Source organism: Deferribacter autotrophicus, from assembly GCF_008362905.1.
GTDB lineage: Bacteria > Chrysiogenota > Deferribacteres > Deferribacterales > Deferribacteraceae > Deferribacter > Deferribacter autotrophicus.
In genome coordinates this window covers 40,270-66,604 of record NZ_VFJB01000004.1, presented here as the reverse complement: position 1 = coordinate 66,604, position 26,335 = coordinate 40,270, and the positions used below count along the sequence as shown (strand labels likewise).

The 26,335-nt window shown below is 32.2% G+C and carries 30 protein-coding genes; 27 read left to right on the top strand and 3 right to left on the bottom strand.

From position 1 onward, the window contains the following. Positions 1-5 precede the first annotated feature (5 nt). The 10 genes from moaC to murB all read left to right on the top strand — a co-directional run bounded on the left by moaC (position 6) and on the right by murB (position 9,696). On the top strand, positions 6-488 hold the full coding sequence (gene moaC / locus FHQ18_RS04270; protein WP_149265937.1) for a cyclic pyranopterin monophosphate synthase MoaC: 483 nt from the start codon (positions 6-8) through the stop codon (positions 486-488). 89 nt (positions 489-577) lie between these two features. Further along, on the top strand, positions 578-1,399 hold the full coding sequence (locus tag FHQ18_RS04265) for a nitrilase-related carbon-nitrogen hydrolase (protein WP_149265936.1): 822 nt from the start codon (positions 578-580) through the stop codon (positions 1,397-1,399). Positions 1,400-1,408: 9 nt separating this feature from the next. Beyond that, positions 1,409-2,221 carry an NAD+ synthase gene (locus tag FHQ18_RS04260; protein WP_149265935.1) on the top strand — a complete coding sequence of 271 codons (813 nt, stop codon included), beginning with the start codon at positions 1,409-1,411 and terminating at the stop codon, positions 2,219-2,221. Positions 2,222-2,287: 66 nt separating this feature from the next. After that, on the top strand, positions 2,288-3,757 hold the full coding sequence (gene guaB, locus FHQ18_RS04255) for an IMP dehydrogenase (RefSeq protein WP_149265934.1): 1,470 nt from the start codon (positions 2,288-2,290) through the stop codon (positions 3,755-3,757). Between the two features lie 216 nt (positions 3,758-3,973). Next, the gene (gene guaA, locus FHQ18_RS04250) at positions 3,974-5,527 is read left to right on the top strand and encodes a glutamine-hydrolyzing GMP synthase (RefSeq protein WP_149265933.1); all 1,554 of its coding nucleotides are present in this window, start codon (positions 3,974-3,976) and stop codon (positions 5,525-5,527) included. A gap of 3 nt (positions 5,528-5,530) precedes the next feature. Next, the gene (locus FHQ18_RS04245; protein ID WP_149265932.1) at positions 5,531-6,763 is read left to right on the top strand and encodes a lipoprotein-releasing ABC transporter permease subunit; all 1,233 of its coding nucleotides are present in this window, start codon (positions 5,531-5,533) and stop codon (positions 6,761-6,763) included. Then, entirely contained in the window at positions 6,760-7,410 is a 651-nt protein-coding gene (locus FHQ18_RS04240; RefSeq protein ID WP_246798638.1) for an ABC transporter ATP-binding protein, read from the top strand. Before FHQ18_RS04245 ends, FHQ18_RS04240 begins: the two co-directional genes overlap by 4 nt. Next, on the top strand, positions 7,407-8,018 hold the full coding sequence (locus FHQ18_RS04235; RefSeq protein ID WP_149265931.1) for a trimeric intracellular cation channel family protein: 612 nt from the start codon (positions 7,407-7,409) through the stop codon (positions 8,016-8,018). The genes FHQ18_RS04240 and FHQ18_RS04235 overlap by 4 nt, the downstream gene beginning before the upstream one ends. Positions 8,019-8,044: 26 nt before the next feature. Beyond that, positions 8,045-8,836: an S-methyl-5'-thioadenosine phosphorylase gene (mtnP, locus tag FHQ18_RS04230; protein WP_149265930.1), complete on the top strand. Its 792-nt coding sequence runs from the start codon at positions 8,045-8,047 to the stop codon at positions 8,834-8,836. Continuing rightward, a complete protein-coding gene (gene murB / locus FHQ18_RS04225; protein WP_149265929.1) occupies positions 8,833-9,696 on the top strand; it encodes a UDP-N-acetylmuramate dehydrogenase in 864 nt (287 codons plus the stop codon). The genes mtnP and murB overlap by 4 nt, the downstream gene beginning before the upstream one ends. On the opposite strand, the gene FHQ18_RS04220 is transcribed toward murB, so the two are convergent. From FHQ18_RS04220 to FHQ18_RS04210, 3 genes are all read right to left on the bottom strand, one after another. After that, the gene (locus tag FHQ18_RS04220) at positions 9,689-11,155 is read right to left on the bottom strand and encodes a hypothetical protein (RefSeq protein WP_149265928.1); all 1,467 of its coding nucleotides are present in this window, start codon (positions 11,153-11,155) and stop codon (positions 9,689-9,691) included. The two genes, murB and FHQ18_RS04220, sit on opposite strands and share 8 nt — an antisense overlap. Positions 11,156-11,234: 79 nt before the next feature. Further along, the gene (locus FHQ18_RS04215) at positions 11,235-12,455 is read right to left on the bottom strand and encodes a cation:proton antiporter (RefSeq protein ID WP_149265927.1); all 1,221 of its coding nucleotides are present in this window, start codon (positions 12,453-12,455) and stop codon (positions 11,235-11,237) included. Next, entirely contained in the window at positions 12,439-13,545 is a 1,107-nt protein-coding gene (locus tag FHQ18_RS04210) for a hypothetical protein (protein WP_149265926.1), read from the bottom strand. Before FHQ18_RS04210 ends, FHQ18_RS04215 begins: the two co-directional genes overlap by 17 nt. Before the next feature lie 443 nt (positions 13,546-13,988). Between FHQ18_RS04210 and FHQ18_RS04205 the strand changes: the two genes are divergently transcribed. The 17 genes from FHQ18_RS04205 to larC all read left to right on the top strand — a co-directional run bounded on the left by FHQ18_RS04205 (position 13,989) and on the right by larC (position 26,230). Further along, on the top strand, positions 13,989-14,258 hold the full coding sequence (locus FHQ18_RS04205; protein ID WP_149265925.1) for a metal-sensitive transcriptional regulator: 270 nt from the start codon (positions 13,989-13,991) through the stop codon (positions 14,256-14,258). 2 nt (positions 14,259-14,260) lie between these two features. Continuing rightward, positions 14,261-14,770 carry an alpha/beta fold hydrolase gene (locus FHQ18_RS04200; RefSeq protein ID WP_149265924.1) on the top strand — a complete coding sequence of 170 codons (510 nt, stop codon included), beginning with the start codon at positions 14,261-14,263 and terminating at the stop codon, positions 14,768-14,770. 13 nt (positions 14,771-14,783) lie between these two features. Continuing rightward, positions 14,784-14,954: a hypothetical protein gene (locus tag FHQ18_RS12605; protein ID WP_188020337.1), complete on the top strand. Its 171-nt coding sequence runs from the start codon at positions 14,784-14,786 to the stop codon at positions 14,952-14,954. After that, a complete protein-coding gene (ispF, locus tag FHQ18_RS04195; protein WP_149265923.1) occupies positions 14,944-15,423 on the top strand; it encodes a 2-C-methyl-D-erythritol 2,4-cyclodiphosphate synthase in 480 nt (159 codons plus the stop codon). The genes FHQ18_RS12605 and ispF overlap by 11 nt, the downstream gene beginning before the upstream one ends. Continuing rightward, positions 15,420-16,160 carry a DUF3108 domain-containing protein gene (locus tag FHQ18_RS04190; RefSeq protein ID WP_149265922.1) on the top strand — a complete coding sequence of 247 codons (741 nt, stop codon included), beginning with the start codon at positions 15,420-15,422 and terminating at the stop codon, positions 16,158-16,160. Before ispF ends, FHQ18_RS04190 begins: the two co-directional genes overlap by 4 nt. A gap of 16 nt (positions 16,161-16,176) precedes the next feature. Beyond that, positions 16,177-16,665 (top strand): BCAM0308 family protein, encoded by a 489-nt coding sequence (locus FHQ18_RS04185; protein WP_149265921.1) that lies wholly within the window; start codon positions 16,177-16,179, stop codon positions 16,663-16,665. A 435-nt stretch (positions 16,666-17,100) separates the two neighbouring features. After that, a complete protein-coding gene (locus FHQ18_RS04180; RefSeq protein ID WP_149265920.1) occupies positions 17,101-17,739 on the top strand; it encodes a pyrimidine 5'-nucleotidase in 639 nt (212 codons plus the stop codon). A 3-nt stretch (positions 17,740-17,742) separates the two neighbouring features. Then, positions 17,743-18,363 carry a J domain-containing protein gene (locus FHQ18_RS04175; protein WP_149265919.1) on the top strand — a complete coding sequence of 207 codons (621 nt, stop codon included), beginning with the start codon at positions 17,743-17,745 and terminating at the stop codon, positions 18,361-18,363. A gap of 2 nt (positions 18,364-18,365) precedes the next feature. Further along, positions 18,366-18,917 (top strand): ATP-binding protein, encoded by a 552-nt coding sequence (locus FHQ18_RS04170; protein WP_149265918.1) that lies wholly within the window; start codon positions 18,366-18,368, stop codon positions 18,915-18,917. Next, positions 18,914-19,270 (top strand): response regulator, encoded by a 357-nt coding sequence (locus tag FHQ18_RS04165; protein WP_149265917.1) that lies wholly within the window; start codon positions 18,914-18,916, stop codon positions 19,268-19,270. The genes FHQ18_RS04170 and FHQ18_RS04165 overlap by 4 nt, the downstream gene beginning before the upstream one ends. Next, a complete protein-coding gene (locus FHQ18_RS04160) occupies positions 19,267-19,626 on the top strand; it encodes a hypothetical protein (protein ID WP_149265916.1) in 360 nt (119 codons plus the stop codon). The genes FHQ18_RS04165 and FHQ18_RS04160 overlap by 4 nt, the downstream gene beginning before the upstream one ends. Then, positions 19,626-20,699 (top strand): HDOD domain-containing protein, encoded by a 1,074-nt coding sequence (locus FHQ18_RS04155; protein WP_149265915.1) that lies wholly within the window; start codon positions 19,626-19,628, stop codon positions 20,697-20,699. The genes FHQ18_RS04160 and FHQ18_RS04155 overlap by 1 nt, the downstream gene beginning before the upstream one ends. Further along, complete coding sequence (locus FHQ18_RS04150) at positions 20,686-22,242, top strand: PP2C family protein-serine/threonine phosphatase (protein WP_188020336.1); 1,557 nt, start codon at positions 20,686-20,688, stop codon at positions 22,240-22,242. The genes FHQ18_RS04155 and FHQ18_RS04150 overlap by 14 nt, the downstream gene beginning before the upstream one ends. Positions 22,243-22,258: 16 nt before the next feature. After that, complete coding sequence (gene ubiE / locus FHQ18_RS04145) at positions 22,259-22,939, top strand: bifunctional demethylmenaquinone methyltransferase/2-methoxy-6-polyprenyl-1,4-benzoquinol methylase UbiE (RefSeq protein WP_149265913.1); 681 nt, start codon at positions 22,259-22,261, stop codon at positions 22,937-22,939. Between the two features lie 20 nt (positions 22,940-22,959). After that, a complete protein-coding gene (locus FHQ18_RS04140; RefSeq protein ID WP_149265912.1) occupies positions 22,960-24,423 on the top strand; it encodes a menaquinone biosynthesis decarboxylase in 1,464 nt (487 codons plus the stop codon). Continuing rightward, positions 24,413-25,060: an endonuclease III gene (nth, locus tag FHQ18_RS04135; RefSeq protein WP_149265911.1), complete on the top strand. Its 648-nt coding sequence runs from the start codon at positions 24,413-24,415 to the stop codon at positions 25,058-25,060. Before FHQ18_RS04140 ends, nth begins: the two co-directional genes overlap by 11 nt. Positions 25,061-25,063: 3 nt before the next feature. After that, positions 25,064-26,230 carry a nickel pincer cofactor biosynthesis protein LarC gene (gene larC / locus FHQ18_RS04130; RefSeq protein WP_149265910.1) on the top strand — a complete coding sequence of 389 codons (1,167 nt, stop codon included), beginning with the start codon at positions 25,064-25,066 and terminating at the stop codon, positions 26,228-26,230. Positions 26,231-26,335 lie beyond the last annotated feature (105 nt).

Genomic DNA, 26,335 nt, shown 5'->3' with positions numbered 1-26,335 from the left:
GAACTATGAAATTTACTCATTTTGATGAAGAAGGCAGAAGTAAGATGGTGGATGTAACGGAAAAGGCCGTTACGAAAAGGGAGGCACATGCCTGCGGCTATATTTATATGAAGCCAGAAACGTTGATGATGATTGTGGATAAGAAAATTGAGAAAGGGAATGTTTTTGAGGTGGCAAGAGTAGCAGGTATTATGGGAGTGAAAAGGACATCAGATTTGATTCCTATGTGTCATCCTTTAAATATAACTGGAGTTGAGATATTTTTTACCCCTGAAAAAGAAAAAAACAGAATACGAATCGATTGTACAGTAAAGCTTAGTGGTAAAACTGGAGTTGAGATGGAAGCTCTCACAGGAGTGTCTATTGCGGCTTTGACCATATATGACATGTGCAAGGCGGTGGATAAAGAAATGGTAATTTCGGATATCATGCTTTTGAAAAAAACAGGCGGAAAAAGTGGAACTTTTGTGAGGGAAATGGGTAAGTAGGGAAATAGTAGTAGGGGTAGTAAAGGTTTTAGATGTTGTAAGGATGTGTTGTAGAGATAACTAATTTAATAAATTATGAGTGGTGAAATATGGTAAAGGTAACTTTAGCGCAGATGAGTCCGGTTTTGGGTGATTTAAATAAAAATGCAGAAAAACATTTCGAGTTAATCGAAAAGGCTATTGAATCAAAATCTGATGTGATTGTTTTTCCAGAATTATCTCTTACAGGTTATTTTTTAAGAGATTTGGTGGAAGAGACAAGTCTTAATATACATTCCCATATAATAAAAGAGTTGAAAGAGTTTTCCAAATATATTTCTATCGTAGTTGGTGGTGTCTATGAGGATGAGGATTATCTTTTATACAATGCGGCTTTTTATTTTGAAGATAGGGAATTGAAGTATATTCATAGGAAGGTTTATTTGCCTGATTATACAATGTTTGAAGAGGGAAGATATTTTACAGCGGGCAATTCATTTTGTGTTTTCAGTACTAGGTATCTTAAGGCCGGGATACTAATTTGTGAAGATGCATTACAGGTTAGTTCAATCTATGCAATGAAACTTCAAAAGGCTGAAGTTATCTTTGTGATATCAAACAGTCCTACAAGAGGGTTGGAAGAGAATAAGTTTTATTCAAAAGATTTCTGGTATACAGCTCTAAAATATATGTCACTTAGTTGTAATGCTTATACTGTTTTTGTAAACAGAGTTGGCGTGGAAGAAGGGGTTACCTTTTGGGGTGGATCAGTGATTTTTTCTCCAATGGGTGAAATTATAAAGGAATGTTGTCTTTTCGATAAGGAAATTGCTACGACCAGATTGGATAAAGATGAAGTTAGAAGAGCAAGAATTGTTTCTCCATTTTTAAAAGATGATAAAGCTTCAATTATTGCAAAACTAATTAGATAAAGGTGTGTCATGAGACTCAATCATGAATATGTTACGAAAGTTCTTACATCTTTTATTAAAGATGAAGTGGAAAAAGTGGGATTAAGAAATGTAGTTGTGGGACTTAGCGGGGGGATTGACTCTGCTTTAAGTGCTACTTTGGCCACATTAGCTCTTGGAAAAGAGAGAGTGTATGCATATGCACTACCTTATAAAACAAGCAGTGAAGAAAGTCTTAATGATGCTAAGCTGGTAGCTGATTTTTTAGGTGTTAATTTTGATGTTATTGAAATAACACCTTTTGTTGATCCTTATTTTGAGAAGTTTGCTGATATTTCCAGGGTTAGAAAAGGTAATGTAATGGCAAGGATGAGGATGATTGTTCTTTTTGACAAATCTGCTGAAAACAATGCCTTGGTATTGGGTACAAGCAATAAAACCGAATTGTTGCTTGGATATGGTACCTGGTATGGAGATATGGCTTCGGCACTTAATCCAATAGGTGATTTATACAAAACACAAGTTTGGGATTTGGCAGAGTATTTAGGTATCCCTGAAAAGGTTATAAAGAAGAAGCCTACAGCAGACTTATGGGTTGGTCAAAGTGATGAGGATGAACTTGGATTTTCCTATAAAGATGTGGATAAACTGCTGTATGCAATGATTGATGAAAGGAGAAGTAAACAAGAGCTAGTAAGAATGGGATTTGACGAGGGATTTGTAAAAGATGTTTATGAAAGGATTAGACGTAATCAGTTTAAAAGACAACTACCTGTAATTGCAAAGGTGAGTAACAGAACTATTGGTAAAGACTTCAGGTACAGCAGAGACTGGGGATATTAAATTTATCGATTTTATTTTGTCTGATTATTTTGGTTAAAAAGTGTAAAAAAATATATGAGGTGTTATATGTATAGCAAAAAGATTATAAAAGAAGCATTGACTTTCGATGATGTTTTACTTGTACCACAACGAAGCAGTGTTTTGCCGAAAGATGTTTCTACAAAGACTAAGTTGACTGATAAAATCGAATTGAATATTCCCATTGTCAGTGCTGCCATGGATACAGTAACCGAAGCAAAAATGGCTATTGCAATTGCACAGGAAGGAGGTTTGGGTTTTATTCATAAAAATATGAGTATTGAGGAACAAGCTGAAGAGGTGGACAAGGTTAAAAGATCAGAAAGTGGAATGATTGTGGATCCTATAACCATAGAGCCGGATAAGACGGTGAAAGATGCCCTTGATTTAATGGCAAAATACAAAATTAGTGGTATTCCAGTAGTTAAAGGGCATAAGCTTGTGGGGATTATTACAAACAGGGATTTGAGGTTTTTAGAGGAGTATCATAGAAAAGTAGAAGAATTTATGACGAAGGATAATCTTATTACAGTGCCTGTTGGAACGTCTCTTGATGAGGCTAAAGAGCTTTTGCAGAAGCACAGAATAGAAAAATTATTAGTTGTGGATGATAATTTTGAATTAAAAGGGCTAATCACAATCAAAGATATAAATAAAAAATTAAAATATCCTAATGCAACTAAAGATGAACTTGGTAGGTTAAGGGTAGGTGCTGCTGTGGGTATTGCACCTGACACGATGGATAGAGTGGACGCCTTGGTTGAGAAAAATGTGGATGTGATAGTGGTTGATACTGCGCATGGTCATTCGGAGAAAGTTATTGAAACGGTAAAGGCAATAAAGAAAAAGTATCCTGAACTTGACCTTGTGGCTGGGAATGTGGCTACAGCTGAAGCTTGTGAAGATTTGATAAAGGCTGGGGCTGATTGTGTGAAGGTAGGAATCGGTCCTGGTTCTATTTGTACCACAAGGGTTGTGGCTGGAGTTGGGGTTCCCCAGATAACAGCTATAATGGATTGTGCTGAAGTGGCTGATAAATACAACATTCCTATAATTGCTGATGGTGGTATTAAATATTCTGGTGATATTGTAAAAGCATTAGCTGCTGGAGCATCTGTGGTTATGATTGGCTCACTCCTTGCAGGAACTACAGAATCTCCTGGTGAGATTGAACTGTATCAGGGAAGAAGTTATAAGGTTTATAGAGGAATGGGCTCTTTGGGAGCTATGAAAAAAGGGAGCAAAGACAGGTATTTTCAAGATGAAATGGAGATGGAGAGTAAATTTGTGCCTGAAGGAATTGAAGGTAGAGTTCATTATAAAGGGGATTTGAGTCATACCATCTATCAGCTTGTAGGTGGATTGAAGTCTGGAATGGGTTATTGTGGTTGTGCTACCATTGAAGAATTAAAACAAAAAGGAAAGTTTGTTAAAATTACATATGCTGGATTAGGGGAAAGTCATGTTCATGATGTAATAATTACTAAAGAAGCACCAAACTATTGGAGAACTATTTAAAGATTATAATGTTAAATTTTATGAATGATAAATGATAAATTAGTATGGTTAAATAAAATGAGGTTTTTCGTCCGCCCCAGTTAGTGAAGAATCTTAGATTCTTCACTTTGTTACGCTTCGTTCAGAATGACGATACTCATCTGTCATCCTGAGTTCGCTCTGGGGCGGAGTAGGATCTCATTTTTAAAACAAAAAATATGTTAATTGAGGTGAAAAATGGATTATTTGAATAATAAAATTTTAATTCTTGATTTTGGTTCGCAGTATACTCAGCTCATTGCAAGAAGAATTAGAGAAAGCAGAGTTTATTGTGAAATTTTTCCATTCAATTGTGGTATAGATAAAATTAAAGACTTTAATCCGAAAGGAATCATACTTTCTGGTGGTCCAAAAAGTGTTTATGATGTTGGTGCTCCGATAATTGATAAAGATATTTATGAACTTGGTGTCCCTGTACTTGGTATCTGTTACGGTATGCAATTGATGTGTACTCATTTCGGAGGTGTTGTAGCAAAAGCGCAAAAAAGAGAGTATGGCCATGCAGAACTGATGATTAAAAAAGATGATCTTCTTTTTGATGATATCCCTTTGGATAACGGAAAATTAAAGGTGTGGATGAGTCATGGGGACAGACTCGAGGAAATTCCATCAGATTTTGAAGTAATTGGATTTACTGCAAATTCCCCCATTGCAGCCATGAAGCATAAAGAAAAACCTTATTATGCAATTCAATTTCATCCAGAGGTAGCTCACACAGATTATGGAAGTCAGCTTCTAGCAAATTTTGCTATAAAAGTATGTAACTGTCTTCCTGTCTGGACTCCAGGAAATTTTATACTCAATGAGATTGAAAAAATACGTGAAATGGTGGGTGATAAAAGGGTTCTTTGTGCACTTAGTGGTGGTGTCGATTCCTCTGTGGTGGCAGTACTTTTACATGAAGCTATCGGTGACCAGCTAACCTGTGTATTTGTGAATAACGGTTTACTTAGAAAAAATGAGCCTGAACAGGTAGTAAAAACATTTAAAGAGAATTTTAAGATAAATCTTGTGTATGTGGATGCTGAAGAAGAGTTTTTAAAATCTCTTAGGGGTGTAACAGAGCCTGAGAGAAAGCGTAAAATTATTGGTAATCTATTCATAAAGATATTTGAAAGGGAAGCATCAAAACTTGGTGAGTTTCATTTTTTGGCACAGGGGACTCTTTATCCTGATGTGATTGAATCAGTATCTTTTAAGGGGCCTTCCGCTACCATCAAGACTCATCACAATGTGGGTGGATTACCAGAAAAGATGAATTTTAAACTGATTGAGCCTCTAAGAGAATTGTTCAAAGATGAAGTAAGACAGGTGGGGTTAGAACTAGGTTTACCTGAAGATATTGTTTATAGGCATCCATTCCCTGGACCAGGACTTGCAATAAGGGTGCTAGGGGATGTAACGAAGGAGCGCCTTAACATTTTAAGAGAAGCTGATTTTATAGCAATTGAAGAGATAAAAAAGGCAGGACTTTACAGGGAGATTTGGCAGGCATTTACAGTACTTTTACCCGTTAAAAGTGTGGGAGTAATGGGGGATGAGAGGACTTATGAGCATGTCTTGGCTTTTAGAGCGGTTACAAGTCTTGATGGGATGACAGCAGACTGGGGAAGAATCCCTTATGATGTGCTGGCGAGGATTTCGAACAGGATTATTAATGAGGTAAAAGGGATAAACAGAGTAGTTTATGATATAAGTTCAAAACCACCTGCTACCATTGAATGGGAGTAATTTGTGGCTAAAATAGATAATTTTATTGCTTATAGATATTTGCGTTCTAAAAAGTCATCAAAAGTACTATCTTTTATATCTTTTATTTCTATAGTAGGAATTGTGCTTGGGGTAGCCACTCTTATAGTGGTCACAAGTGTTTTGACAGGATTTTCGGAAAATCTAAAAGAGAAGATTGTGGGAGCAAATTCACATATTGTGATAAACAGACTTGATGGCACGCCCATTGAAAACTGGCAGGATGTTGTAAAAAAGGTTGAAACTGTTAAGGGAGTGGAGGCGGTTTCTCCATTTATAATGAGCCAGGTGCTTGTGAGTACCAAAGATGCTGTAAACGGTGTGGCTGTAAAAGGGATAATTCCTGAACTTGAGGTGAAAGCTACAAATTTAGGAAAATTTATAAAAGAAGGGGATATATACTATCTTTCAAAAAAGGAGGGTAAGCCGAAAGTAGCTCTGGGGAAAGATCTTGCGCAGACAATGGGGCTTGCTATTGGTGATGATGTGGTGTTGATTTCTCCTTTTGGCAAAAAAGGTCCCTTTGGATTTACTCCTATAATGAAACATTTTGAAGTGGCAGCGATTTTTGATACCGGAATGTACGAATACAATAATTCATTAATATTTGTGTTTCTGGATGATTTGAAGAGTTTTTTTAAAATAACCAGAGATGGAGTTACGGGATTATCCGTAAAAACCGTTGATTTTAATAAGAGCGGTAAAATTGCTGCAGATATTCAAAAGGTATTGGGGTTTCCTTATTGGGCTAGGGATTGGCTTAGTATGAACAGAAATCTTTTTTCTGCATTAAAGCTGGAAAAAGCAGCCATGTTTGTAATCCTGACTCTCATTGTGGTAGTAGCTTCCTTTAATATAATTAGCTTAATCACAATGACGGTAAAAGATAAAAGAAAGGATATTGCCATTTTGAGATCTTTTGGGGCGAGTGAATCTTTAATAAGAAAAATCTTTGTCAAACAAGGGCTTTTTATAGGTATAGTGGGGACGTTAATTGGTGATGTTCTTGGATATCTCATATGTATTGTTTTAGAAAAGTACAAAATTATCAGTTTACCTGAAGATATTTATTATATGGATAGAATACCTGTAAAGATAATGCCTGGTGTGTTTGTAATAGTAACTGTCTGTGCTGTTATAATTACTTATATTTCTTCTCTTTTTCCTTCAAGACAAGCTGCCAAGCTTGATCCCATCGAGTTGTTGAGGAATGAATGATGATTTTAGAAGCGAAGAATTTATATAAAAATTATACAAAAGGTAATTCTATCATTAAAGTTTTGGAAAATTTCAGTTTTGAGATGGAAAAGGGAGATTTTGTGGCGGTGGTGGGACCGTCTGGTGCAGGAAAGTCAACTTTATTGCATATACTGGGTGGATTAGAAAAACCTGATGATGGATTTGTACTTTTTAACGGAGAAAATATTTATAACAATGATAAAAATCTTGACAATATAAGAAATGAGCATTTTGGTTTTGTGTTTCAATTTCACTATTTATTGGATGATTTTACTGCTTTGGAAAATGTGGCAATTCCAGGTATGATTAACGGCAGTGAAAAGGATGCTTTTGAGCGGGCTAGAGATATTTTGGCTAAAATGGGGCTTGAAAGTAGAATAAATCATTTTCCAAAAGAGCTTTCAGGTGGAGAACAGCAGAGGGTTGCCATTGCAAGGGCATTGATTAATAGTCCGTCCGTGCTTTTTGCAGATGAGCCTACAGGAAATCTTGATAAGGATAACAGTAAAATTGTAATTGAAGAGTTTAAAAGATTAAACGCTGAAGGGCTTTCCATAATACTTGTAACTCATGATGAAAAAATTGCCTCTGTTGCAAAAAGAATTTTGAGGGTGGAGAAGCTTTGACCTTTCCAAAGATTATTTACCTTTTTGATCTTGTGGGTACTGCAGCATTTGCAGCAAGTGGTGCCATTGCAGGTGTGCGTAAAAAAATGGATATCTATGGAATTATCTTTCTTGGTGTTGTTACTGCAGTGGGTGGTGGGACTTTGAGAGATATAATTGTGGGGAGAATTCCACCATTTATATTTAAAGATTACAATTATCTTATTATTTCCATAGCTGTATCTGTTTTAACATTTTACTTCCATCATATTATTGAGCGAAGATTTAAGTTTTTACTCATCATGGATGCCCTTGGTCTTGGAATTTTTACTGTGATTGGCACGTCCATAGGACTTGAATATAATATCGGAATAGTTGGTTCTGTATTTTTAGGTGTGATGACAGGAACTTTTGGCGGAATGATTAGAGATGTTTTACAGCATGAAATTCCACTGGTTTTGCAGAAAGAAATTTATGCTTCTGCCTGTCTGGTGGGAGGTTTTTTCTTTGTGATTGCTATGAGAATGGGAGTATCGGAAGGGATAAGTGTTTTTGTGTCAGTTATGATAGTTTTCAGTATTAGACTGCTTGCAATATTGAAAAACTGGAATTTGCCGAGACCAAAATAGATTTTATATTTTCAGTGGGGTGTTGTATGAAAATAGGGATAATTGGTGGAAGTGGTCTTTATGAAATTGATGGATTTGAATTTGTAGAAGATATAGAGCTTGTAAACCGTTATGGAAAACCAACTGATAAATATAAAAAGTTTTATTTTGAAGGGTGTGAATTTTATTTTTTAAATAGACATGGACATGGTCATAAAATTCCACCTCATAAAGTAAATTACAGGGCAAATATATATGGTTTTAAAGAGCTTGGTGTGGAGCATATAATAGCTTTTACTGCGGTAGGTGGAATTAATAGGCTCTTAAAACCTGGTGATATACTGATTCCAGATAATGCGATTGATTTTACAAGTGGTAGAGAATCCACCTATTATGATGAGGAAGAGATATACCATATTGATTTTACTAATCCATTTTGTCCTGAGCTTCGAAATGTGCTTGCGAAGAGTGTGATATCTGTTAAGGAGAGGTTTTATGAAAAAGGTACATACATTTGTACAAATGGTCCAAGACTTGAAACTGCGGCAGAGATTAGAGCCTTTTGGAATTTAGGAGCTGACATTGTGGGGATGACATTATTTCCAGAATGTGTATTGGCAAGGGAGCTTGAAATCTGTTATGCAAATGTTAGTGTAGTCACTAATTTTGCAGCAGGAACAACTACTGAAAAACTTACTGTGAATGAAGTGCTTGAAGTAATGAAACAAAATAATGAAAAAATAAAATTGATTGTTAAAAATATTACAAAAAACCTTAAGTTGATAAAAAATGAGTGTGAATGTAAAAGAGCACTGAAGGATACAAAGATTAGCAAATGATAAGAATTATTGAGAACGAACCTTTATCTAAGCATACGACTTACAGGGTTGGTGGGCCTGCAAAATATTTTATTATGCCTGTAACCAATGATGAGTTAATTGAAACTATTTCATGGGCAAAAAGTAAAAAATTATCTTATGAAATAATTGGTTTTGGTTCAAATGTCCTTTTTATGGATGAGGGGTTTGAAGGGGTGGTTGTTTCTACAGCTTTATTAAATAGGTGGATTCTGGATAAAAAAGAATTTCTTGTCGCTGGATGTGGTGTGGGTTTGATGGAACTTGTGGAGTTTGCTGTTCATAAAGGAATAGCTGGATTTGAAAAACTTGCCGGTATTCCTGGATCTGTGGGAGGAGCTGTTAAGATGAATGCAGGTGCTTTTGGAATCGAAATGAAGGATATTTTGGTTGATTGTCTGGTTTATGATATAGATAAAAACGATGTTGAAGTAATTAAAAATGAAGATTGCGTTTTTTCATACAGAAAGGCAAAAGGACTGGAAAATAAGATAATTTTGAGTGCCAGGTTTCTACGAAAAAGAGGTGAGATAAAAGAGTTAGAAAAGATTAAAAATGATATCCTTGTTAGGAGGGAAGATAAGCAACCTCTTGAGTTTGCTTCATGTGGTTCGGTTTTTAAAAGGCCAACTGGAGATTATGCTGGTAGGTTGATTGAAGAAGCCGGATTAAAAGGGTTTTCCATTGGTGGAGCCAAGGTTTCTGAAAAACATGCGAATTTTATTGTAAATTGTGGCGATGCAAAATCAAAGGATATTCTTGCAATAATAGATCATGTACAATCAACTGTTTATAAAAAATTTGGTATACTTTTAGAGCCTGAAGTGAAAATAATCAAATAATGTGCTCATTTTTTATTGTTAGGTCATACTCTGGGATTTCTATTCTCTTTATCCCTTCTTTTGTTAAAATAAGTCTTACTTTGTAAAGATGTTTTTTATCTTCAGACTGAAATTCAATTACTAGATTAATGTGATATACTTTTGAGGCTTCAATCTTTTTAAGAGAATCTTCAGAGATAGAATATAAAATTAATGTAGGATCATCCATTTTTTTTGTAAATTTATTAATATTAAAGCGTACAATGTCATTTAATCCTTCAATTTTATCTTTAAAAGAATTAGTTATTTTATCGTTATAAAGTTTGATTTTTTTCTCATATTTTAAAATATTTTCTCCTAAATACCATGTTGTGAGATTGCTATCAGTTTTTTTTAGCCTAGTTTCAAGAATTCTTTTTGGTACGTCATTTTCAGAAACAAAGCGTACCCTTTCTTTATAAAAGCCAAATAGTCGAAATCTTTCAAGGTCATATATTTTATTTCTAAAATCATAGACTTTTTTGAAAATAAATCTATTGTCAAACATTTGTTTAAAGAAATCTTTTATTCTATCTTTGAACATATAGCTTACAACGAGAGCAACAAAAAATGACATGGTCAGGTTGCCATATTTTTTTTGTGAAATGAAAGCTATTGAAGTGGCAAATATCATTGCAATGCCTGCCGCAATAGCATAGGCGAAATGTCTAAGTTCTGTGGCATCTTCTTTTCTCTTCTGTGATAAAAAAAGAATGTTGTAAAAAAACTTTTTATATACAGAGTATTTGTAAATGAGCTCTTCATTGTTTGCATCGTTTGATGTCACCACTGACATTCCTTTTTCAGCTCTATATTGGGATTCTTTTTTTAGAAAATCCTTAATTTTTGATGTTATTTCAACTTTGTTTTCAGGAAGTAAAAGTTTAAGAATACGGAAAAGATAAACATCTGTTAAAAGACTACTGTATTCATCTGTAAATTTGAATAAATCAATTAATCTTTCATTTTTTGCATACTGGTAAAAAAGTGAAATTTGCTTGATGACTTCTCTGAAAGTACTTACATCTTTAAGAAGCTCTATTATAGATTCTTTTTTACACTCAGCTTTATTTAAAATTTTTGAAAAATCTCTTAAATATGCTCTATAAGAGCATATAGTCATTTTAAGTTCATAATTAATGTGATCAAAATGCTTGTCTATAACTAGTTTTTGCTCTTTTAAAAATATGTGAAGTTTTTCAAGCCTTGAAATTAGACTTTTAAGTGTGTCTTTTGGTGTAATTAATCTTACGTAGCTATAAAAGTCTTCAAAAAAATGATGATTTGTATATGTGTATTTATTTATACCAAGATTTTTAGGGATAAAAAAATAAATATTTATATTGTATTCAGTATTTTTCTTTTTATTGTTAATAAGGTAACCTAATTTTATTTCAAACTGATTTTTGTCATGGATTCTGACAAGTTCATTAATATTCACAGAAGTCTCCTCATCGATATATAGTTAATTTATATTATAAGGCACTATTTAGCAAATGAATATTATCAAAATGGTTTTTTTATTCGTATTTGTTGAGATAAATTTTGAATAGAATTGGACCTATAATTTGATTAATACTGATAATAGCAAAAAGAAGGGTGCTGAAATGATTTCCCCACTGGAATGAATCTGCAATGATTTTTGTAAAACCGATACTCACTCCAGCTTGGCTTATAAAACCGAATGTGGAATATGAGGATGCTTTTTTATCGATTTTACAAAGATTACCTGATAGGTATGCGGAGATATAGAGTAACAGCGTCCTCAAAAGAAATATTATAACTGCAATAAAAATCATGTTTTTCAGTGCTCCCAAGTTGATAGAAGCACCTGCTGAGAAAAAGAAAACAAGAAGGATAAGCTCAAAGTTTGTCTCGAAAATTTCATTAATTTGATGTCCAAACTTAGAAAGATTGTTTACAATGATGCCTGCGAAAAGAAATATTAGCAAGTTATTTAAATGAATAACGGATGAAACAAGGCTTGTACCAACAAGTATAAGCAGAAAGAAAGAACCATTATTAATGTTGATAAACTTCATGTAAAGGATAATAATTATTCCTATACCGATTCCGAAAAGGCTTGAATATACTTCTTTTAGAAAAACAGAAAATACAGAGTTTCCACCTTTTGTAGAAAAAAAGGAAAGGATTGAGGTAAACAATAAAATTATCATTATATCTTTAATTATAGCTGATGTAAGAACCAATGAGGAAAGTGTGTTATGAGCTTTAGTCTCTTTTATTATTGATACAGTGGTGGAAGGAGATGTGGCATTGAAAATTAATGTAAGAAAGAGAATTGGGGCTAAAAAGGCAAAGTCGGGTATAAAAATTTTAAAAACCAGAAAAAGCAACGGTGCTGCAAATATGGATAGAATGATTACTTGTAAAATTGTAAACTTTCCAAAATTTAAAAATTCTTTTAGGTTACTTTTAAAGTCTATTTCACATCCAGCTACTAATGCAATCATTCCTAAGGCGATTGAATCTAAAAACTTTGTTTTTAGAAGAAGTTCATTGTTAAAAATATTCAATACAAATGGGCCTAATATTAAACCAATTATGAGAAAAGAGGATAATCTTGGAATTCCTATGGGATAAAATGTTTCTGCTGTGATAAGTGCAATGAGAAATGAGATTCCAATACTCAGTGTGTAATGCAATTCTATGGTATTATTAATAATAATAGCAATTAATGTTAATATAATAATAAGAAAAAGTCTATTGACTAAGTTCATTTTTCAGTTCCACAAAGTTGTAAATTTCAAGGATTATAAAAGTTATAATCAGAGGGACTAAAAAGATTATCAGATTGGATATATTCATAATTTTTAGGTCAAAAATAATGATTGCCGGTATGATTCCAATATTTGAAAGATTTATTTTTGTATCACTATCTTTGTAAATTAGCTTTTCAAAAAGAATTTTTGCTAACATTTTTCGAACTATCAAAAATGATAGGCAAATTAATATGGATAGAAGTAAATAATTAAAATTAAATATACTAAAACTTGATGCCAGGAAAATTCCCGTAATTATAAAAATAATGATATAAATGAATTTGTCTATAAAACTGATGGTATTTAAAAATATATCACCAAGTTGAATATTTGCCATTAACAATCCGGCAATAAATCCGGTCATGAGTGGGGATAACTTTATAGACAGAGAGATTCCTGTAAAAATTATTACAATTAAAAAGTTCAATGTATAAATTACTCTTTTGTCGTTAAAATGCATTGTTTTGGTTATTACAAGAATTATTATTGAAACTAAAATAAGAGTAAAGATGAGATTGTAATACTGTATTTTTAATGAAAAGAAGATCGTATATGAAAGGAGAGAGAAGAGAGGATATAAAGAGATTAATACCATATTATTGTAAGTATTTGTTTTTTTATTTTTTAACAATTTGTTAAGTAAAATATAGCTAAAAGGAAAAGTGGTATTAAAAGCAATGGATAAAGAAATGTATTTATCGCTGAAGAATGAGAAAATTGTACAAAGAAATAAGAGATGTAAAATATATATCAAAAAAAGAAAAATGTAAAAACGGTAATTTATACTTTTCAAAAGAGATAATTTAAACTGGGAGCCAAGCAACATACCAACAAGGACATTTAAAAACGCTAAATAGGGTAAAAAATCGTATTTATCAGTGAGATAGTATTTTGATAAATAGTATATAATTATTCCAACTAAGATATATTCGAAGTTAAGATTTAGTAAGTATGACAGAAGGTTATCTTTTTTACCTTTAGCAAGGTAAAGGAGTGAACTAAAAAAAGCAATTGCGAAAATAATCATCGAAGCGAAGAATTCATTCATAATTAATTAATATCATAAACAAAATCTTTAAACAACTAAAAACATTCTTTTTACTTTAAAGTTCAAAGTTCAATGTTCAACGTTCAAAGTTCAATGTTCAACGTTCAAAGTTCAATGTTCAATGTTCAAAGTTCAATGTTCAATGTTTAAGGTTGAGGTTAAGGTAATTGATGATTTTTGCTGAGATGTTAGTTGATGGTTATTTGAGATGGGAAATAGATATTTATAGTTATTCATGGTTATTTCACGCATCACGTGTTACGATTTACGAGAAAAGATTTACACAGTTTTTGTTACAGAGTATCTTTTTCTATTTCTCCACCTCTCCATTTCCCTACTTTACTTGAGAAATAGGGTTATTAGCAAAAATTGAAGGGACATCAGGTTTAATAGTGTTGACTTCTTATAATTTAAAAGCCAAATTAAAAGGAAGGGAGGTTATTATGTTTGGTGAAGATTTGAAAAAGGATTTATTGACAAGACTTGCCAAAATTGAAGGACAGGTAAGAGGGATTGCAAAGATGATTGAAAGTGATAAATACTGCATTGATATAATAAACCAAGTTTCAGCTGTGCGGGGAGCTTTGGATAAGGTGGCTTTAAAAATTTTAAAGAAACATGTTAATACATGTGTTGTGAATGCTATAAAATCAGATAAGTCAGAAGAGATAATTGAAGAGCTCATTAAGACCATTGATAGGTATTTGAAGTAAATATGAAGTTAGTAGTTTTTTCTCATGGTAAAGAAGGAACACCAGACGGAATAAAAATTAAGAAATTATCCAATGTAGCAATTGAAAGAGGTTGGAATGTTATTAGTATAGATTATCAAGGTATTTATGACCCTGAAAAAAGGGTAAAAAAGCTTTTAAATTACATTCCTGAAAATTATAAAAAAATTGTTTTAGTTGGTTCAAGTATGGGAGGTTATATTTCTCTTGTAGCAGGTAAAAAGATTAAGCCTGATGGGATATTTTTACTAGCTCCAGCTGTGATGATAGAAAATGAAATTTATTGTGAAAAGGAGCCTTTTGTAGAGAAGAGTTTAATTGAAGTAGTTCATGGTTATAAAGATAGTATTATCTCTGTAGACAAAATCTTTAATTATTGTAAAAAATACAGTATACCTCTTCATCTAGTTGATGATGAACACAGATTATTGAGATGTATAGATGAGATTGTAAAAATTTTTGAAAACTTTTTAATAAAAGTAGACTCAATTTAAAAGGGGTGGTTGAATGGAGAAGAGTAAGATAACATGTGCTGTTTGTGCATGGAGAGAGCACTGTCAGAAAAAATACTATATAAAAGATCCAGCACGTTGTCCTGATTTTACAAGGGATTTGACAATTCCTGAAGAAGATGAAGAAGAAAAAGAAGAAATAGAAGAGAAAAAAGATGAAGATTAAGACTGGGATAGGCTTTGATGTTCACAGGTTTTGTGAAGGCAGAAAATTGATTCTCGGCGGTGTAGAAATTCCATATAAATATGGGCTTCTTGGGTATTCGGATGCTGACGTGCTAATTCATGCCATTATTGATTCCATATTATCTCCAGCCTGTGGACTTGATATAGGGAAAGTATTTCCTGATAACGATAAAAGATATAAGGATATCGATTCAAAAGTTTTGTTGGAACATGCTGTCAATATGGTAACTGAAAAAGGTTTTTATATATCTAATGTTGATTGTACAGTTATTGCTGAAGCACCCAAGATTTCACCATTTATTGACAGGATGCGCGAAACTCTTTCAGCAATATTAAAAATTGAGTATAATGACATTACAATTAAAGGAACTACAACTGAAAAATTGGGGTTTACTGGTAGAGGTGAAGGTGTAGCTGCTTTGGCTGTGAGTACTTTGATAAAAGAATGAAAAATATTTTTTTTATAGTTTTTATTATTTTTTGTATAACTTTTGCTTCGCAAGTATTAGCGGAAGAAAAGTTAACTGTATGTTATAAAGCTTACTACTTTATACCTCTTGGTGAAGCTTGTATTGAATACAGTTTTGATTCAGACAAAATTAAAATATCAAGTTATATCAAGACGAATACGCTGATTTCATTAATTAAACGGATTGATAATAAAGGATATTCATTCCTTGATTTGAAAAGAGGGGTATATCACTTTAACTTTTTTCAGAGGGAAGGAAATTATAAAAGGGATCATATTTATACGTACAGCCATACAAAGCTTAATTATAAGATTATAAAGTTTAAAAAGGGTAAAAAGCATATTAAAGAAGGAGTGGTGAACAAAAAGTATGTTTTTGATCCGTATTTTTATTCATTAAATTTACAGTGTGGGTTACATAGAAATAATTTTAATCTTTTTTACGATAAAAGGACTTATAACATTTCAACTAATGAGACTAAAAGAGAAGGTTACAGAAAAATTAGACTAAAACCTGACATTAAAACTTCTGGTTTATTAGTGCCTAAAGGGTATTGGTGGATTTTTGTTAATGAAGATATGATGATGGAGAGAGTGTGGGTTGAATTCACGATAGGTAAAGCTAAGTTGAAAAGTGTGAGTGTGGATGGGGACAGAAATTTGATAAAGAAAATATGCGATAAACTGGTAAATGTTTATTTATTGTGGTATAATTAAATAATGGGGGTGTCCTATGAGAAGAGAAAAGATAAAAATGCTTTCATATTTGAAGTTTACTGAAGATTCTGACGATCCTTACAGATGTGAGTATCCAAACAATTCATATTGCACAGAATGTGACATTGTCTATATTGACAAAAACTGGAAACTTAAAGCTGATAATGAGTTTAAAAAGAATCCCATTGTGTGTCCTGCATGTAAAAAAATAAAAGAAGAATACTACGAAGGTATTTTGTATTTAAAAGGGAATTTTGTACTCGGTCGTAAAGATGAAATATTGAATTTAATAAGAAATGAAGAAAAAAAACAAAGAGCTAGGACTGCACTTTCAAAAATTGGTAAAATTGTAGAGAATGCTGAAGAAATAGTTGTTTACACTACAAATGATAGACTTGCTTATAGAATAGGAAAAGCCCTCTTTAAAGCGTATAAAGGTGAATTAACAATAAGATGGTCAGATGATAATATATTTACTAGGGTTTATTGGGAGAGAAATGACTAAAACCTTTAAAGATTTTTGTGGGTAGATAGGAAAGAGTAGGGAAGGTTAGAGTTTTTCCAACTTTTATTAACAGGAGAATTATTTCTTATAGTTGTCAATTATAAAAGGGGATATAGAAAAAGTTCAAAGTTCAAAGTTCAATGTTCAAGGTTCAAAGTTCAAGGTTGAAGTTAAGGTAAATGATGTTTTTTGAACGTTGAGACGTTAGTTGATGGTTATTTCACGCATTACACTTCACGTTGTTACAGCTTTCCTGTCACGCTTCACGATTTACGAAAAAAAATTACGCAGTTTTTGTTACAGAGTTGCTTTTTCTATTTCTCCACTTCTCCACCTTCCTACTTTCCTTGAAAAATAAGGTTATTTGAAAAAATGGGTTAACGGCAAAATTTATATAAATATTGAGTTATTTTATTTTTCATTTAAAATATAGTTATGAATGAATTTGAGTATCTAATTTTTGATTTAGACAATACCCTTTATAATCCTAAGAAAAATGTTCTTAAAGAAGTGGATACCTTAATTAATGATTATATGATTAAAAAGGTTGGTATCCCGCCGAATATTGTAAATGAATTAAGAAAAGAATACCGTGATAATTATGGAACAACCCTGAATGGATTAATAAAGAATTATTCCATCAATCCTAACGATTATTTAGATTATGTGCATGATATAGATTATTCCAGATTGATTAAAAAAGATGAGTTGCTTCTAAAGATATTGAGAGAATTTGATCAGAAAAAGATTGTTTATACAAACGGTTCAAGAAAACACGCTTTCAAAGTTTTAAAACATTTGGGAGTACTTGAAGAATTTGATGCAATTTATTCTATTGAGGATCTAGATTATAAACCCAAACCTTTTGTGGAAAGTTTTTATAATTTTTTAAAAAAGAGTAAAGTGAAGCCGGAAAAATCCTTGTTTTTTGAGGATATGGAAGTAAACCTTAATGGAGCTAAAAAGATTGGCTTTAAAACTGCTTTGGTTTGGAAAAAAAATGTAAACTTTGATTATAATTTTGATTCCATTTATGATATAATTCAATTGAAGTTACTTACTAACAAGGTTTGACAGATGAATGATATCAAAACATGCCTAAATTTGTTGGGTTTGGATGAAAAGGCATCTATTGCAGAGGTAAAAAAAAGGTATTTTGAACTTGCAAAATTGCTCCATCCAGATGTGAATAAAAGTACACAAGAAGAATTTATTGCAGTTACAAAGGCTTATAAATATTTAATGCAGGTGATGAAAGGAGAAGAAGTAACGGACCCAAATATAGAGATATATGAAACAAAAAGAGAAATAAATTATAAACAGATTGCGAAAAAATTTTTTGCTACAGGTGTAAAGCATTATAAAGAAGGTGATATAAACAATGCGCTATATATGTTTGAAGAAGCATACAGAAGAGACAAAAATACAAAGTATAAGAAATGGATAATAAAGTGCTACATGTATAAAGATCGACGTCTTTTTGATGCAAAGCAACTCTGTTTGGAGTTGATAAGGGAAGAGCAGTGGGATCCAGAGAATTATGTATTATTGGGAGATATCTACAGTAAGAAAAAATTATATAAAGCTGCAAAAGAGTATTATAATAAAGCTATAGAGCTTGGTTATCCAAAAGATAAGTTAAAAGATAAATTGGTTGAAGAGAAAAAAGGGGTGTTTGGAAAATTCTTTAAAAAATAGATATGGATAATTGGAATATTTTAAAAGAAATAAACAATTACTTTTTACATAATATCAGAACGCAGCTTTCTATAATAATAAGTGGTATAGAATTATTAGACTTTGATGAAGAGTTTGAAAATTTGCGAGATTCTATAAGTTTTTCAGCTTTTTTGTTAGATATTTATGATGCTTTAATGGGTAACTTATTAGATATTTTAACAAATAAAATTCAAGCTGAAACAACTTTGTTTGAGTTATCTGATCCTGTTGAAAAGCTGATTGGTATGTTTAACAGTTTTAAATCAAACAATGTGAAATTTATTTTAGAGAAAAAAGAAAATTGTAAGGTAAAATTAAATCTTTATGTTTTCAAAAATGTTATAGGGGTTCTTTTGGCAGAATGTGTTAAAGAATCTTTTGGTGAAGTAAAAATAGAGGTTGATAAGATGTCTGTCAACTTATTAGTAGATGGAGATAAGTTGAACTCTTTTCTCTTTAAAATAAATAATTTGCTGGAAAAATATAACATATCGATATATAAAAATGGATACGTTAAGGTAAAAGTATTATGAAAATAGTAATTGCTGATGATGAACTGAGACTTAGAAAAATTGTTGCTATGCATTTGAAAAAGAGCGGTTTTGAGGTTTACGAAGCAAATAATGGAAAAGATGCCGTTGAGTTAGTTGAAAAAATAGTTCCGGATGTAATTGTTTTAGATATTAATATGCCTGTTATGGATGGATTTCAAGCTGCAGAAGAGATTAAAAGGAAAGATAATTTAAAAAATATACCGATAATATTTCTTACTGCAAGATCTGATATGGAATCGATGCAAAAAGGGGATGAGCTGAATGCTGCTCATTATCTGACAAAACCTTTTAGTCCAAAAGAATTAATAAATAAAATTAGGGGGTTGGTATGAAGAAGATGATTTTTGTACTTGTGTTTGTTTTTATGGTAGGAGTTTTTAGTAATTCTTATGCAGAGACAAGAGGTGGAGTAATACTCCAAGATACTGCATACGGTGCATTAACCGGTGCAATAATAGGGACTGCTCTTTTAGTTTTTCAAGAAGATCCAGGAGATCATCTTGAATATATTACTTATGGTGCTGCAGCTGGTGCAATTGTGGGAGCTATTTATGGTGTTTACGAAGCGACTGCATTAGTGGAGATAGATAAAAACAAAAATGTAAAAATAGCTATGCCTACAATCATTAATGAGAAAAAAGGGAGAGAGCTTACTTCTAGTGTGAATATATTAAAAGTTCATTATTGATGAAGTATAGAGTTTTTGGGACTCTGGAAGATATCGCTCATTTTAAGAGGATTCTTCCAGAGTCCCTTATAGTTAGTAGTGATGATTTTGATTTTCAAATATATGTGATTGATGATGTAAAGACTTTATTGAAAATACCTAAGTCATTTCAAAAAAAGACTTTTTTTTATGTTAAAGTCAAGGATCAGAAAATCTTTGAAAAATTAAGTTTATATAAAGTGAATGGTATAATATATCCACCATTAGATAGGGATAAAATCATAAAAAAGTTAAATATTAACCTAAATAGATTGTCAGAAAGTGTTGAAATCATAAAGTCAAAAGTGATTGCTAAAGCTGAGAGTCTACCCGCTTTACCAAGTATAATCCACAGGCTGTTACAATTGACAACCAATGATAAGTCCACTTTCAAGGAAGTAATAGTTGAGGTGAAAAAGGATCAGGGGCTTGTGGGAAAAGTTTTAAGAATTGTAAACTCTCCTTTCTATGGGATTAGAAAAGAAATTACAAGTATAGATAGAGCAGCGATACTCCTTGGTATGAACACAATAAAAAATATTGCTCTTGCGGCTTTTAGTATGGATCTTTTTAATAAAAATTTAGCTAACTATAACACAGATTCTAAAAGCTTGTGGTTACATTCATTTGTTGTAGCAAGGATTGCTGAGGAGATAGGCAAATTACATAATAATTTAGATGCAGATTCATTATATTTAGCTGGTTTGATGCATGATTTAGGGAAAATTGTTTTGGTGGACTTTTTAACAAAACCAATTAGTTCTGCTAGAGAAGAAGATGAGATGTTTGGTATAAATCATGCTGAAACTTCTGCCTTAATTTTAAAAAAGTGGAATGTGGATGATTCTATCGTAAATGCAGTGAGAAATCATCATACAATAGTTAATGATGACCATTATTCTTTAGCAATTTATTATGCAAATTTGTTGAGTAAAGCTGATGTTGATTTTGAAAATATTATAAATGAATTATGTGAAAAGCTTGGTATCAGTCTTTTTGACTTAAGTCCAAGGGTGGAAATGGTGTTAAAAGAGAATTATGATGAATTTTTCTGATTTAAAAAGTTTGGTATCATTATATGAAACGGAATCATTAAATATTTTTATCCAAAAGTTTTCTAAATTTCTTAAAAATCTTTCTATAAATAAGTTTATCATCTTCAAAGTTGAAGGGGTTATAGCAAAACCTGTAATAAATAATGGAATTGAGTTCAATTCGTTTATAGATTTGAGCGATATTGAAAGGGACTTTGTTATCTTAGAAGACGTGAGGTTAAATGTTTTCGATGAGCTTTTAGAAGCTAATCTTATTCTAAATTTAAAGTATAAAAATCAATTTTTTTACACAGTTTTTATACAAGAAAAACTAGATAATGAGATTATTGATTACTTAGATATGGTGATGCCTTCCATTGGTAGAAAAGTTTATGAATTGGTTGCCTCTAAAGAGAGATTAAAAGCATTTATTGGATATCAACAGAAGATAGAATTTATTAAAAAAGCAAGATATATATTGGGGCTATTAGAAGAAGATGAAATACTATCAAAGTCATTAATATTTTTTATGGATACTTTTTCTGCAGAAGCGTCATTATTAAAGAAAGGAGAAGAATATAGGTTTATTGGTTTACAGGAAAATGATTTAGATGAGATTTTTCTAGAAGGTGAATCGTTGAAAAATTATATTGATAAGAGTTTTGATACTGTTTTTATTGAAGGTGGAATATCTACAAATAAGTATAATATAGATAATATCTTTTTAATTCCTCTTGAAGCAGAGCAAATAAAAATTTGTTTATTTAATATTAAGTACGATTTTATTCCAGACAAGGAGTTTGCAGAGCTTATTTCCTTAATCTTAAAGATTGCTTTAGAAAATGCTAAAAGACTGAAGGATATTTTAAAGTATAAATTAGAAGAGCAAGAGATTAACCATACAATAGAAATTTTAAATAAATTTAGTAGGCAAAAAATCGACTATGAAGATGAAAATATAATTGTTACTGGTATAAATATCCCTGCTAAAATGGCTGGTGGTGATTATTTAGAATTTAGGAAAATTGATAATGATTACTATTTTGCTATTGCGGATGTTTGTGGAAAGGGGTATTCGGCTTCTATCTTAACTGTAGTATTAAGCACTTTTTCAGATTTAGCTTTTGATAAAAATGACTTTGTAAAAAAATTAATGAAATTAAATAAATTTTTATGTGAAAAAAATTTGGATGGTAGGTTTATAACAGCCTTTATTGCTTATTTCGATAAGGTAAGTTCCTGTCTTTATTATCAATCGTTTGGCCATGAACCAGTTTTCTTGTTGAAAAAAGGAAAAATTGTAGAGTTAGATTCAGAATATTTACCTCTTGGAATTTCCGAAGAAGAGTATGTTGTGGAGAAGATAAAAATAGATCCTGGAGATACATTTTTTATATATTCAGATGGAATTGTAGAGTATATTCAATATGATGAAATAAAATTTAAATTGAAAAATAATGGAAAATATGAAAAAAATTTTGTTTTGAATTTATATAAAGAACTTGTAAAAAATAAAGATACCCAAAGGGATGATTTTACCTGCATGTACACTTATTTCAAATGATTATTGAGGAGGCTGTGTGAACGAACAATCCGAAAAAATAAAAAATATGTTTGATAGCATTGCGCATCGTTATGATCTGTTAAACAGACTACTTTCTTTCAGAAGGGATGTTTATTGGCGTAAAAAAGCAATTGAGCTTTTAAATATTCATGATGGGGCAAAAATACTTGATCTTGCATGTGGTACAGGGGATATGCTCATAGAGTTGCAGAGAAGGACTAAGAAAAGCATACTGATTGGTGGAGATTTCAGCTTTAATATGCTGCAAATTGCTCAGAAAAAAGTTGATAACGTGTTTTTGTCTGTTGCTGATGCCCATAGGTTACCTTTTAAGGATGAGTCTTTTGATTTTATTACAATAGCTTTTGGATTTAGAAATGTTACTGATAAAGATGTTGGATTGAAAGAAATGTTTAGGGTTTTGAAAGAGGGTGGGAAAGTATGCATTTTGGAGTTTTCTCAGCCTGAAAAGAAGTTTTTTTCCTCTATTTACAGATTTTATTTTACTAAAATTTTACCATTTATCGGTGGTTTGATTTCAGGTAATAGAAAGGCTTATGAATATTTACCAGATTCCGTATATAAATTTCCCAAAAAGGATAAATACAGGGAGATGATATTAAACGCCGGATTTAAAAGAGTTGAGTTTAACCCTCTTACTTTTGGGATTTGCGATGCAACCATTTGTTGTAAGTAAAAGAATGTTAGGAGGTATTGATGGCTTATAAAGATTTAAGAGAATTTATAAAGGTTTTAGAACAAAAAGGTGAACTTGTACGAATAAAAACAGAAGTAGATCCTATTTTAGAAATTACCGAAATTACAGATAGAGTGTCAAAAAAATATGGTCCGGCTTTGCTCTTTGAAAATGTAAAAGGGAGTGAGCATCCTGTTTTGATAAATGCTTTTGGCTCTTTTAAAAGGATGAACCTTGCCCTTGAGGTTGAGAGCTTGGATGAGCTGGGCGAGAGAATAATTAATCTTATCGACAGAAATGTTCCTCAAAACTTTTTTGATAAAATAAAATCTTTGCCTATGTTAATGGAACTTAATCAGATTATCCCAAAAATTGTGAAAAAGGGAGTTTGTAAAGAGGTTATTTTAAAAGGGGATGAAGTAGATCTTTTCAAATTTCCTATTTTACAATGTTGGCCGAAAGATGGGGGGCGTTTTATCACATTGCCTTGTGTTTTTACCAAAGATCCGGAAACAGGGGCAAGAAATTGCGGAATGTATAGGATGCAGGTTTATGATAAAAACACCACAGGTATGCATTGGCACATTCATCATCATGGTGCAGATCATTTTAGAAAAGCAAAAAGAATGGGGCTTGATAAATTAGAAGTGGCTGTAGCATTGGGTGCGGATCCTGCTGTGACTTATGCAGCCACTGCTCCGGCTCCAGATGGTATTGATGAAATGTTGCTTGCCGGATTTATCAGAAAAAAACCGGTGGAGCTTGTAAAATGTGAGACGGTTGATTTAGAAGTGCCAGCAAATAGTGAAATTGTCATAGAAGGTTATGTAGATGTAAATGAATTGAGGTTGGAAGGTCCTTTTGGGGATCATACAGGTTATTATTCTTTGGCTGATATGTATCCCGTTTTTCATGTCACTTGTATTACTCACAGAAAAGGTGCCATTTATCCTACCACTATTGTTGGTAAGCCCCCTATGGAAGATTGTTATATGGGGGTTGCAACAGGAAGAATATTTTTGCCGCTTTTGAAGAAACAGGTGCCTGAAATTGTGGATATGGCGTTGCCATTGGAAGGAGTTTTTCACAATATCATGTTCATTTCCATTGATAAAAAATATCCAATGCATGCAAAAAAGATTATGAATTTTGTCTGGGGTACAGGTCAGATGATGTTTACAAAGATGATTGTGGTGGTGGATAAGGATGTAGATGTACAGAATACTTCTGAGGTGCTCTGGAGAATGGGTAACAATGTGGATTGGAAAAGAGATATTGTGATTATGGAAGGTCCTCTTGATGCTCTTGATCATTCATCCCCTTATGCATTCTGGGGTGCAAAAATAGGTATTGATGCCACCAAAAAATGGCCTGAGGAGGGGCACAATAGAGAGTGGCCTGATGATATTGTGATGAGTGAAGATATTAAAAAACTTGTTGATGAAAAATGGGATGAGTACGGAATTAAATTAGATGATAAATAAAAAGAAAATAGTTGAAGAATTAATCAGATTTCTTGATGAAAGATATTCTGATGCAAAATGTAGTCTAGATTATGTAAATCCTTTTCAACTATTAATTGCCACGATATTAAGTGCTCAATGTACAGATGAAAGAGTGAATAAGGTGACATGTACACTTTTTAAAAAGTATAGAAGTTTTGAAGATTTTGCTAGGGCTGATATAGAAGAGTTTATGGAAGATATAAAACCCACAGGCTTTTACAGAAACAAAGCAAAAAATATAAAAAAGTTGAGCGAAATTGTAGTAGAAAAATATGATGGTAAAATGCCTGAAGATATTGATGAGCTTGTTAAATTGCCTGGAATTGGTCGAAAGACTGCAAATGTGGTGTTGGGAAACTGTTTTGGCAAGCCTGGTATTGTGGTGGATACCCATGTGAAAAGGATCAGTCAAAGGTTGGGCCTAACGGATAATGATAACCCTGATAAAATTGAGAGAGATTTGATGGAGTTAATACCTGAAGAAAAATGGACAAAATGGTCTCATCAGATGATAGAATTTGGTAGAGATATTTGTAGTGCGAGAAAACCTAAGTGTGAAAGTTGTCCATTATCAAAATATTGCGGATTTTATTTGGACAAAAAGGGTGTGATGTAAACAATGAAGCTGTATTTGGATATAGTTTCAGGTATTTCAGGTGATATGTTTTTAGCTTTGCTTTTGGGGTTTAAAGATTATTCTAAAGAATTAAGTCTACTTTTCTCAAAAATGCTTGGCGGAGAAGTAAATATTTCGATAGAGAATGTTATGGTAAATGGTATTGTTTGTAAAAGGTTGGGGATTGATGAGAATGTTAAAAAACCTTTTAGGCATTTGCATAATATTGTTGATATGATTGAGAGTGTTGATTTGCCTGAAAAAGTGAAAAGTGATGCTGTGGATACATTTGAGATTATAGCAAGAGCAGAGGCAAAGGTTCATAATACAACCCTTGACAAGGTACATTTTCACGAAGTGGGAGCGGTGGATACTATAATCGACATTGTGGGTGTATCATATATGCTGAATAGACTTGGTATAAATAAACTTGAGGCTTCTCCTGCAAAAGTGGGGTTTGGTACGGTTAAAATGGAGCATGGTATTTTACCTGTTCCTGCACCGGCCACCGTAGAAATTTTAAAAGGCTTAAATATAGAAAGGATAGATATTAACGATGAAATTACGACTCCTACGGGAGCTGCACTTTATAAAAAGTTTATAAAGAGTGTTAAAAACAGCTTCTCTGGTAAATTGGTGGAAACATCATATTCTACGGGGACAAAACAGTTTGAAAATTTTCCAAATATGTTGAGAGGTTTTTTACTTGAAGAAGATTCTCAGTTGCAAGATGTTATGGAGTTGGAGTTCAATGTGGATGATACCAATGGGCAGGTGTTGGGTTTTTTGATGGAAGAGCTTTTTAATAGAGGTGCAGTGGATCTATTTTTCTCCCCTATTTTTATGAAGAAAAACCGTCCGGCGTATAAGATAACCGTACTGTGTGATGAATCAAAAATTAATGATATGATATCCACTGTTTTTAAGATTAGCTCTACCATCGGAGTGAGATTTATAAGGAAAAACAGGGTTGTTATGCAGAGAAGCTTTGATGAGATTGAGTATGCCGGTGAAAAGGTAAAAATAAAAAAGGCAGCGTGGAACGGAATTGAGAAAAGAGCGGTAGAATGGGAAGATTTAAAAAAAATATCAAAAAAACTAGATGTTTCACCTTCTGATTTAGAAGTTGAAATTATGAAACAGTACAATTTTAAGAATGAAAAATTATAAAAAGAGATTCTTCGGTTCAAGCATCTTTTACATTGCCTAATTTTATTGATCGTGTGGCTTTAATAAAAATTAGAACTGAGGTGAGGTGCTCAGTCTTTATAATAA

Bases quoted from the DNA above. Each gene is read 5' to 3' on its own strand.
- moaC (WP_149265937.1), top strand. From the start codon at position 6: ATGAAATTTACTCATTTTGATGAAGAAGGCAGAAGTAAGATGGTGGAT.
- FHQ18_RS04265 (WP_149265936.1), top strand. From the start codon at position 578: ATGGTAAAGGTAACTTTAGCGCAGATGAGTCCGGTTTTGGGTGATTTA.
- FHQ18_RS04260 (WP_149265935.1), top strand. From the start codon at position 1,409: ATGAGACTCAATCATGAATATGTTACGAAAGTTCTTACATCTTTTATT.
- guaB (WP_149265934.1), top strand. From the start codon at position 2,288: ATGTATAGCAAAAAGATTATAAAAGAAGCATTGACTTTCGATGATGTT.
- guaA (WP_149265933.1), top strand. From the start codon at position 3,974: ATGGATTATTTGAATAATAAAATTTTAATTCTTGATTTTGGTTCGCAG.
- FHQ18_RS04240 (WP_246798638.1), top strand. From the start codon at position 6,760: ATGATGATTTTAGAAGCGAAGAATTTATATAAAAATTATACAAAAGGT.
- mtnP (WP_149265930.1), top strand. From the start codon at position 8,045: ATGAAAATAGGGATAATTGGTGGAAGTGGTCTTTATGAAATTGATGGA.
- murB (WP_149265929.1), top strand. From the start codon at position 8,833: ATGATAAGAATTATTGAGAACGAACCTTTATCTAAGCATACGACTTAC.
- FHQ18_RS04215 (WP_149265927.1), bottom strand. From the start codon at position 12,455: ATGAACTTAGTCAATAGACTTTTTCTTATTATTATATTAACATTAATT.
- FHQ18_RS04210 (WP_149265926.1), bottom strand. From the start codon at position 13,545: ATGAATGAATTCTTCGCTTCGATGATTATTTTCGCAATTGCTTTTTTT.
- FHQ18_RS04205 (WP_149265925.1), top strand. From the start codon at position 13,989: ATGTTTGGTGAAGATTTGAAAAAGGATTTATTGACAAGACTTGCCAAA.
- FHQ18_RS04200 (WP_149265924.1), top strand. From the start codon at position 14,261: ATGAAGTTAGTAGTTTTTTCTCATGGTAAAGAAGGAACACCAGACGGA.
- FHQ18_RS12605 (WP_188020337.1), top strand. From the start codon at position 14,784: ATGGAGAAGAGTAAGATAACATGTGCTGTTTGTGCATGGAGAGAGCAC.
- ispF (WP_149265923.1), top strand. From the start codon at position 14,944: ATGAAGATTAAGACTGGGATAGGCTTTGATGTTCACAGGTTTTGTGAA.
- FHQ18_RS04190 (WP_149265922.1), top strand. From the start codon at position 15,420: ATGAAAAATATTTTTTTTATAGTTTTTATTATTTTTTGTATAACTTTT.
- FHQ18_RS04185 (WP_149265921.1), top strand. From the start codon at position 16,177: ATGAGAAGAGAAAAGATAAAAATGCTTTCATATTTGAAGTTTACTGAA.
- FHQ18_RS04180 (WP_149265920.1), top strand. From the start codon at position 17,101: ATGAATGAATTTGAGTATCTAATTTTTGATTTAGACAATACCCTTTAT.
- FHQ18_RS04175 (WP_149265919.1), top strand. From the start codon at position 17,743: ATGAATGATATCAAAACATGCCTAAATTTGTTGGGTTTGGATGAAAAG.
- FHQ18_RS04170 (WP_149265918.1), top strand. From the start codon at position 18,366: ATGGATAATTGGAATATTTTAAAAGAAATAAACAATTACTTTTTACAT.
- FHQ18_RS04165 (WP_149265917.1), top strand. From the start codon at position 18,914: ATGAAAATAGTAATTGCTGATGATGAACTGAGACTTAGAAAAATTGTT.
- FHQ18_RS04160 (WP_149265916.1), top strand. From the start codon at position 19,267: ATGAAGAAGATGATTTTTGTACTTGTGTTTGTTTTTATGGTAGGAGTT.
- FHQ18_RS04155 (WP_149265915.1), top strand. From the start codon at position 19,626: ATGAAGTATAGAGTTTTTGGGACTCTGGAAGATATCGCTCATTTTAAG.
- FHQ18_RS04150 (WP_188020336.1), top strand. From the start codon at position 20,686: ATGAATTTTTCTGATTTAAAAAGTTTGGTATCATTATATGAAACGGAA.
- FHQ18_RS04140 (WP_149265912.1), top strand. From the start codon at position 22,960: ATGGCTTATAAAGATTTAAGAGAATTTATAAAGGTTTTAGAACAAAAA.
- nth (WP_149265911.1), top strand. From the start codon at position 24,413: ATGATAAATAAAAAGAAAATAGTTGAAGAATTAATCAGATTTCTTGAT.
- larC (WP_149265910.1), top strand. From the start codon at position 25,064: ATGAAGCTGTATTTGGATATAGTTTCAGGTATTTCAGGTGATATGTTT.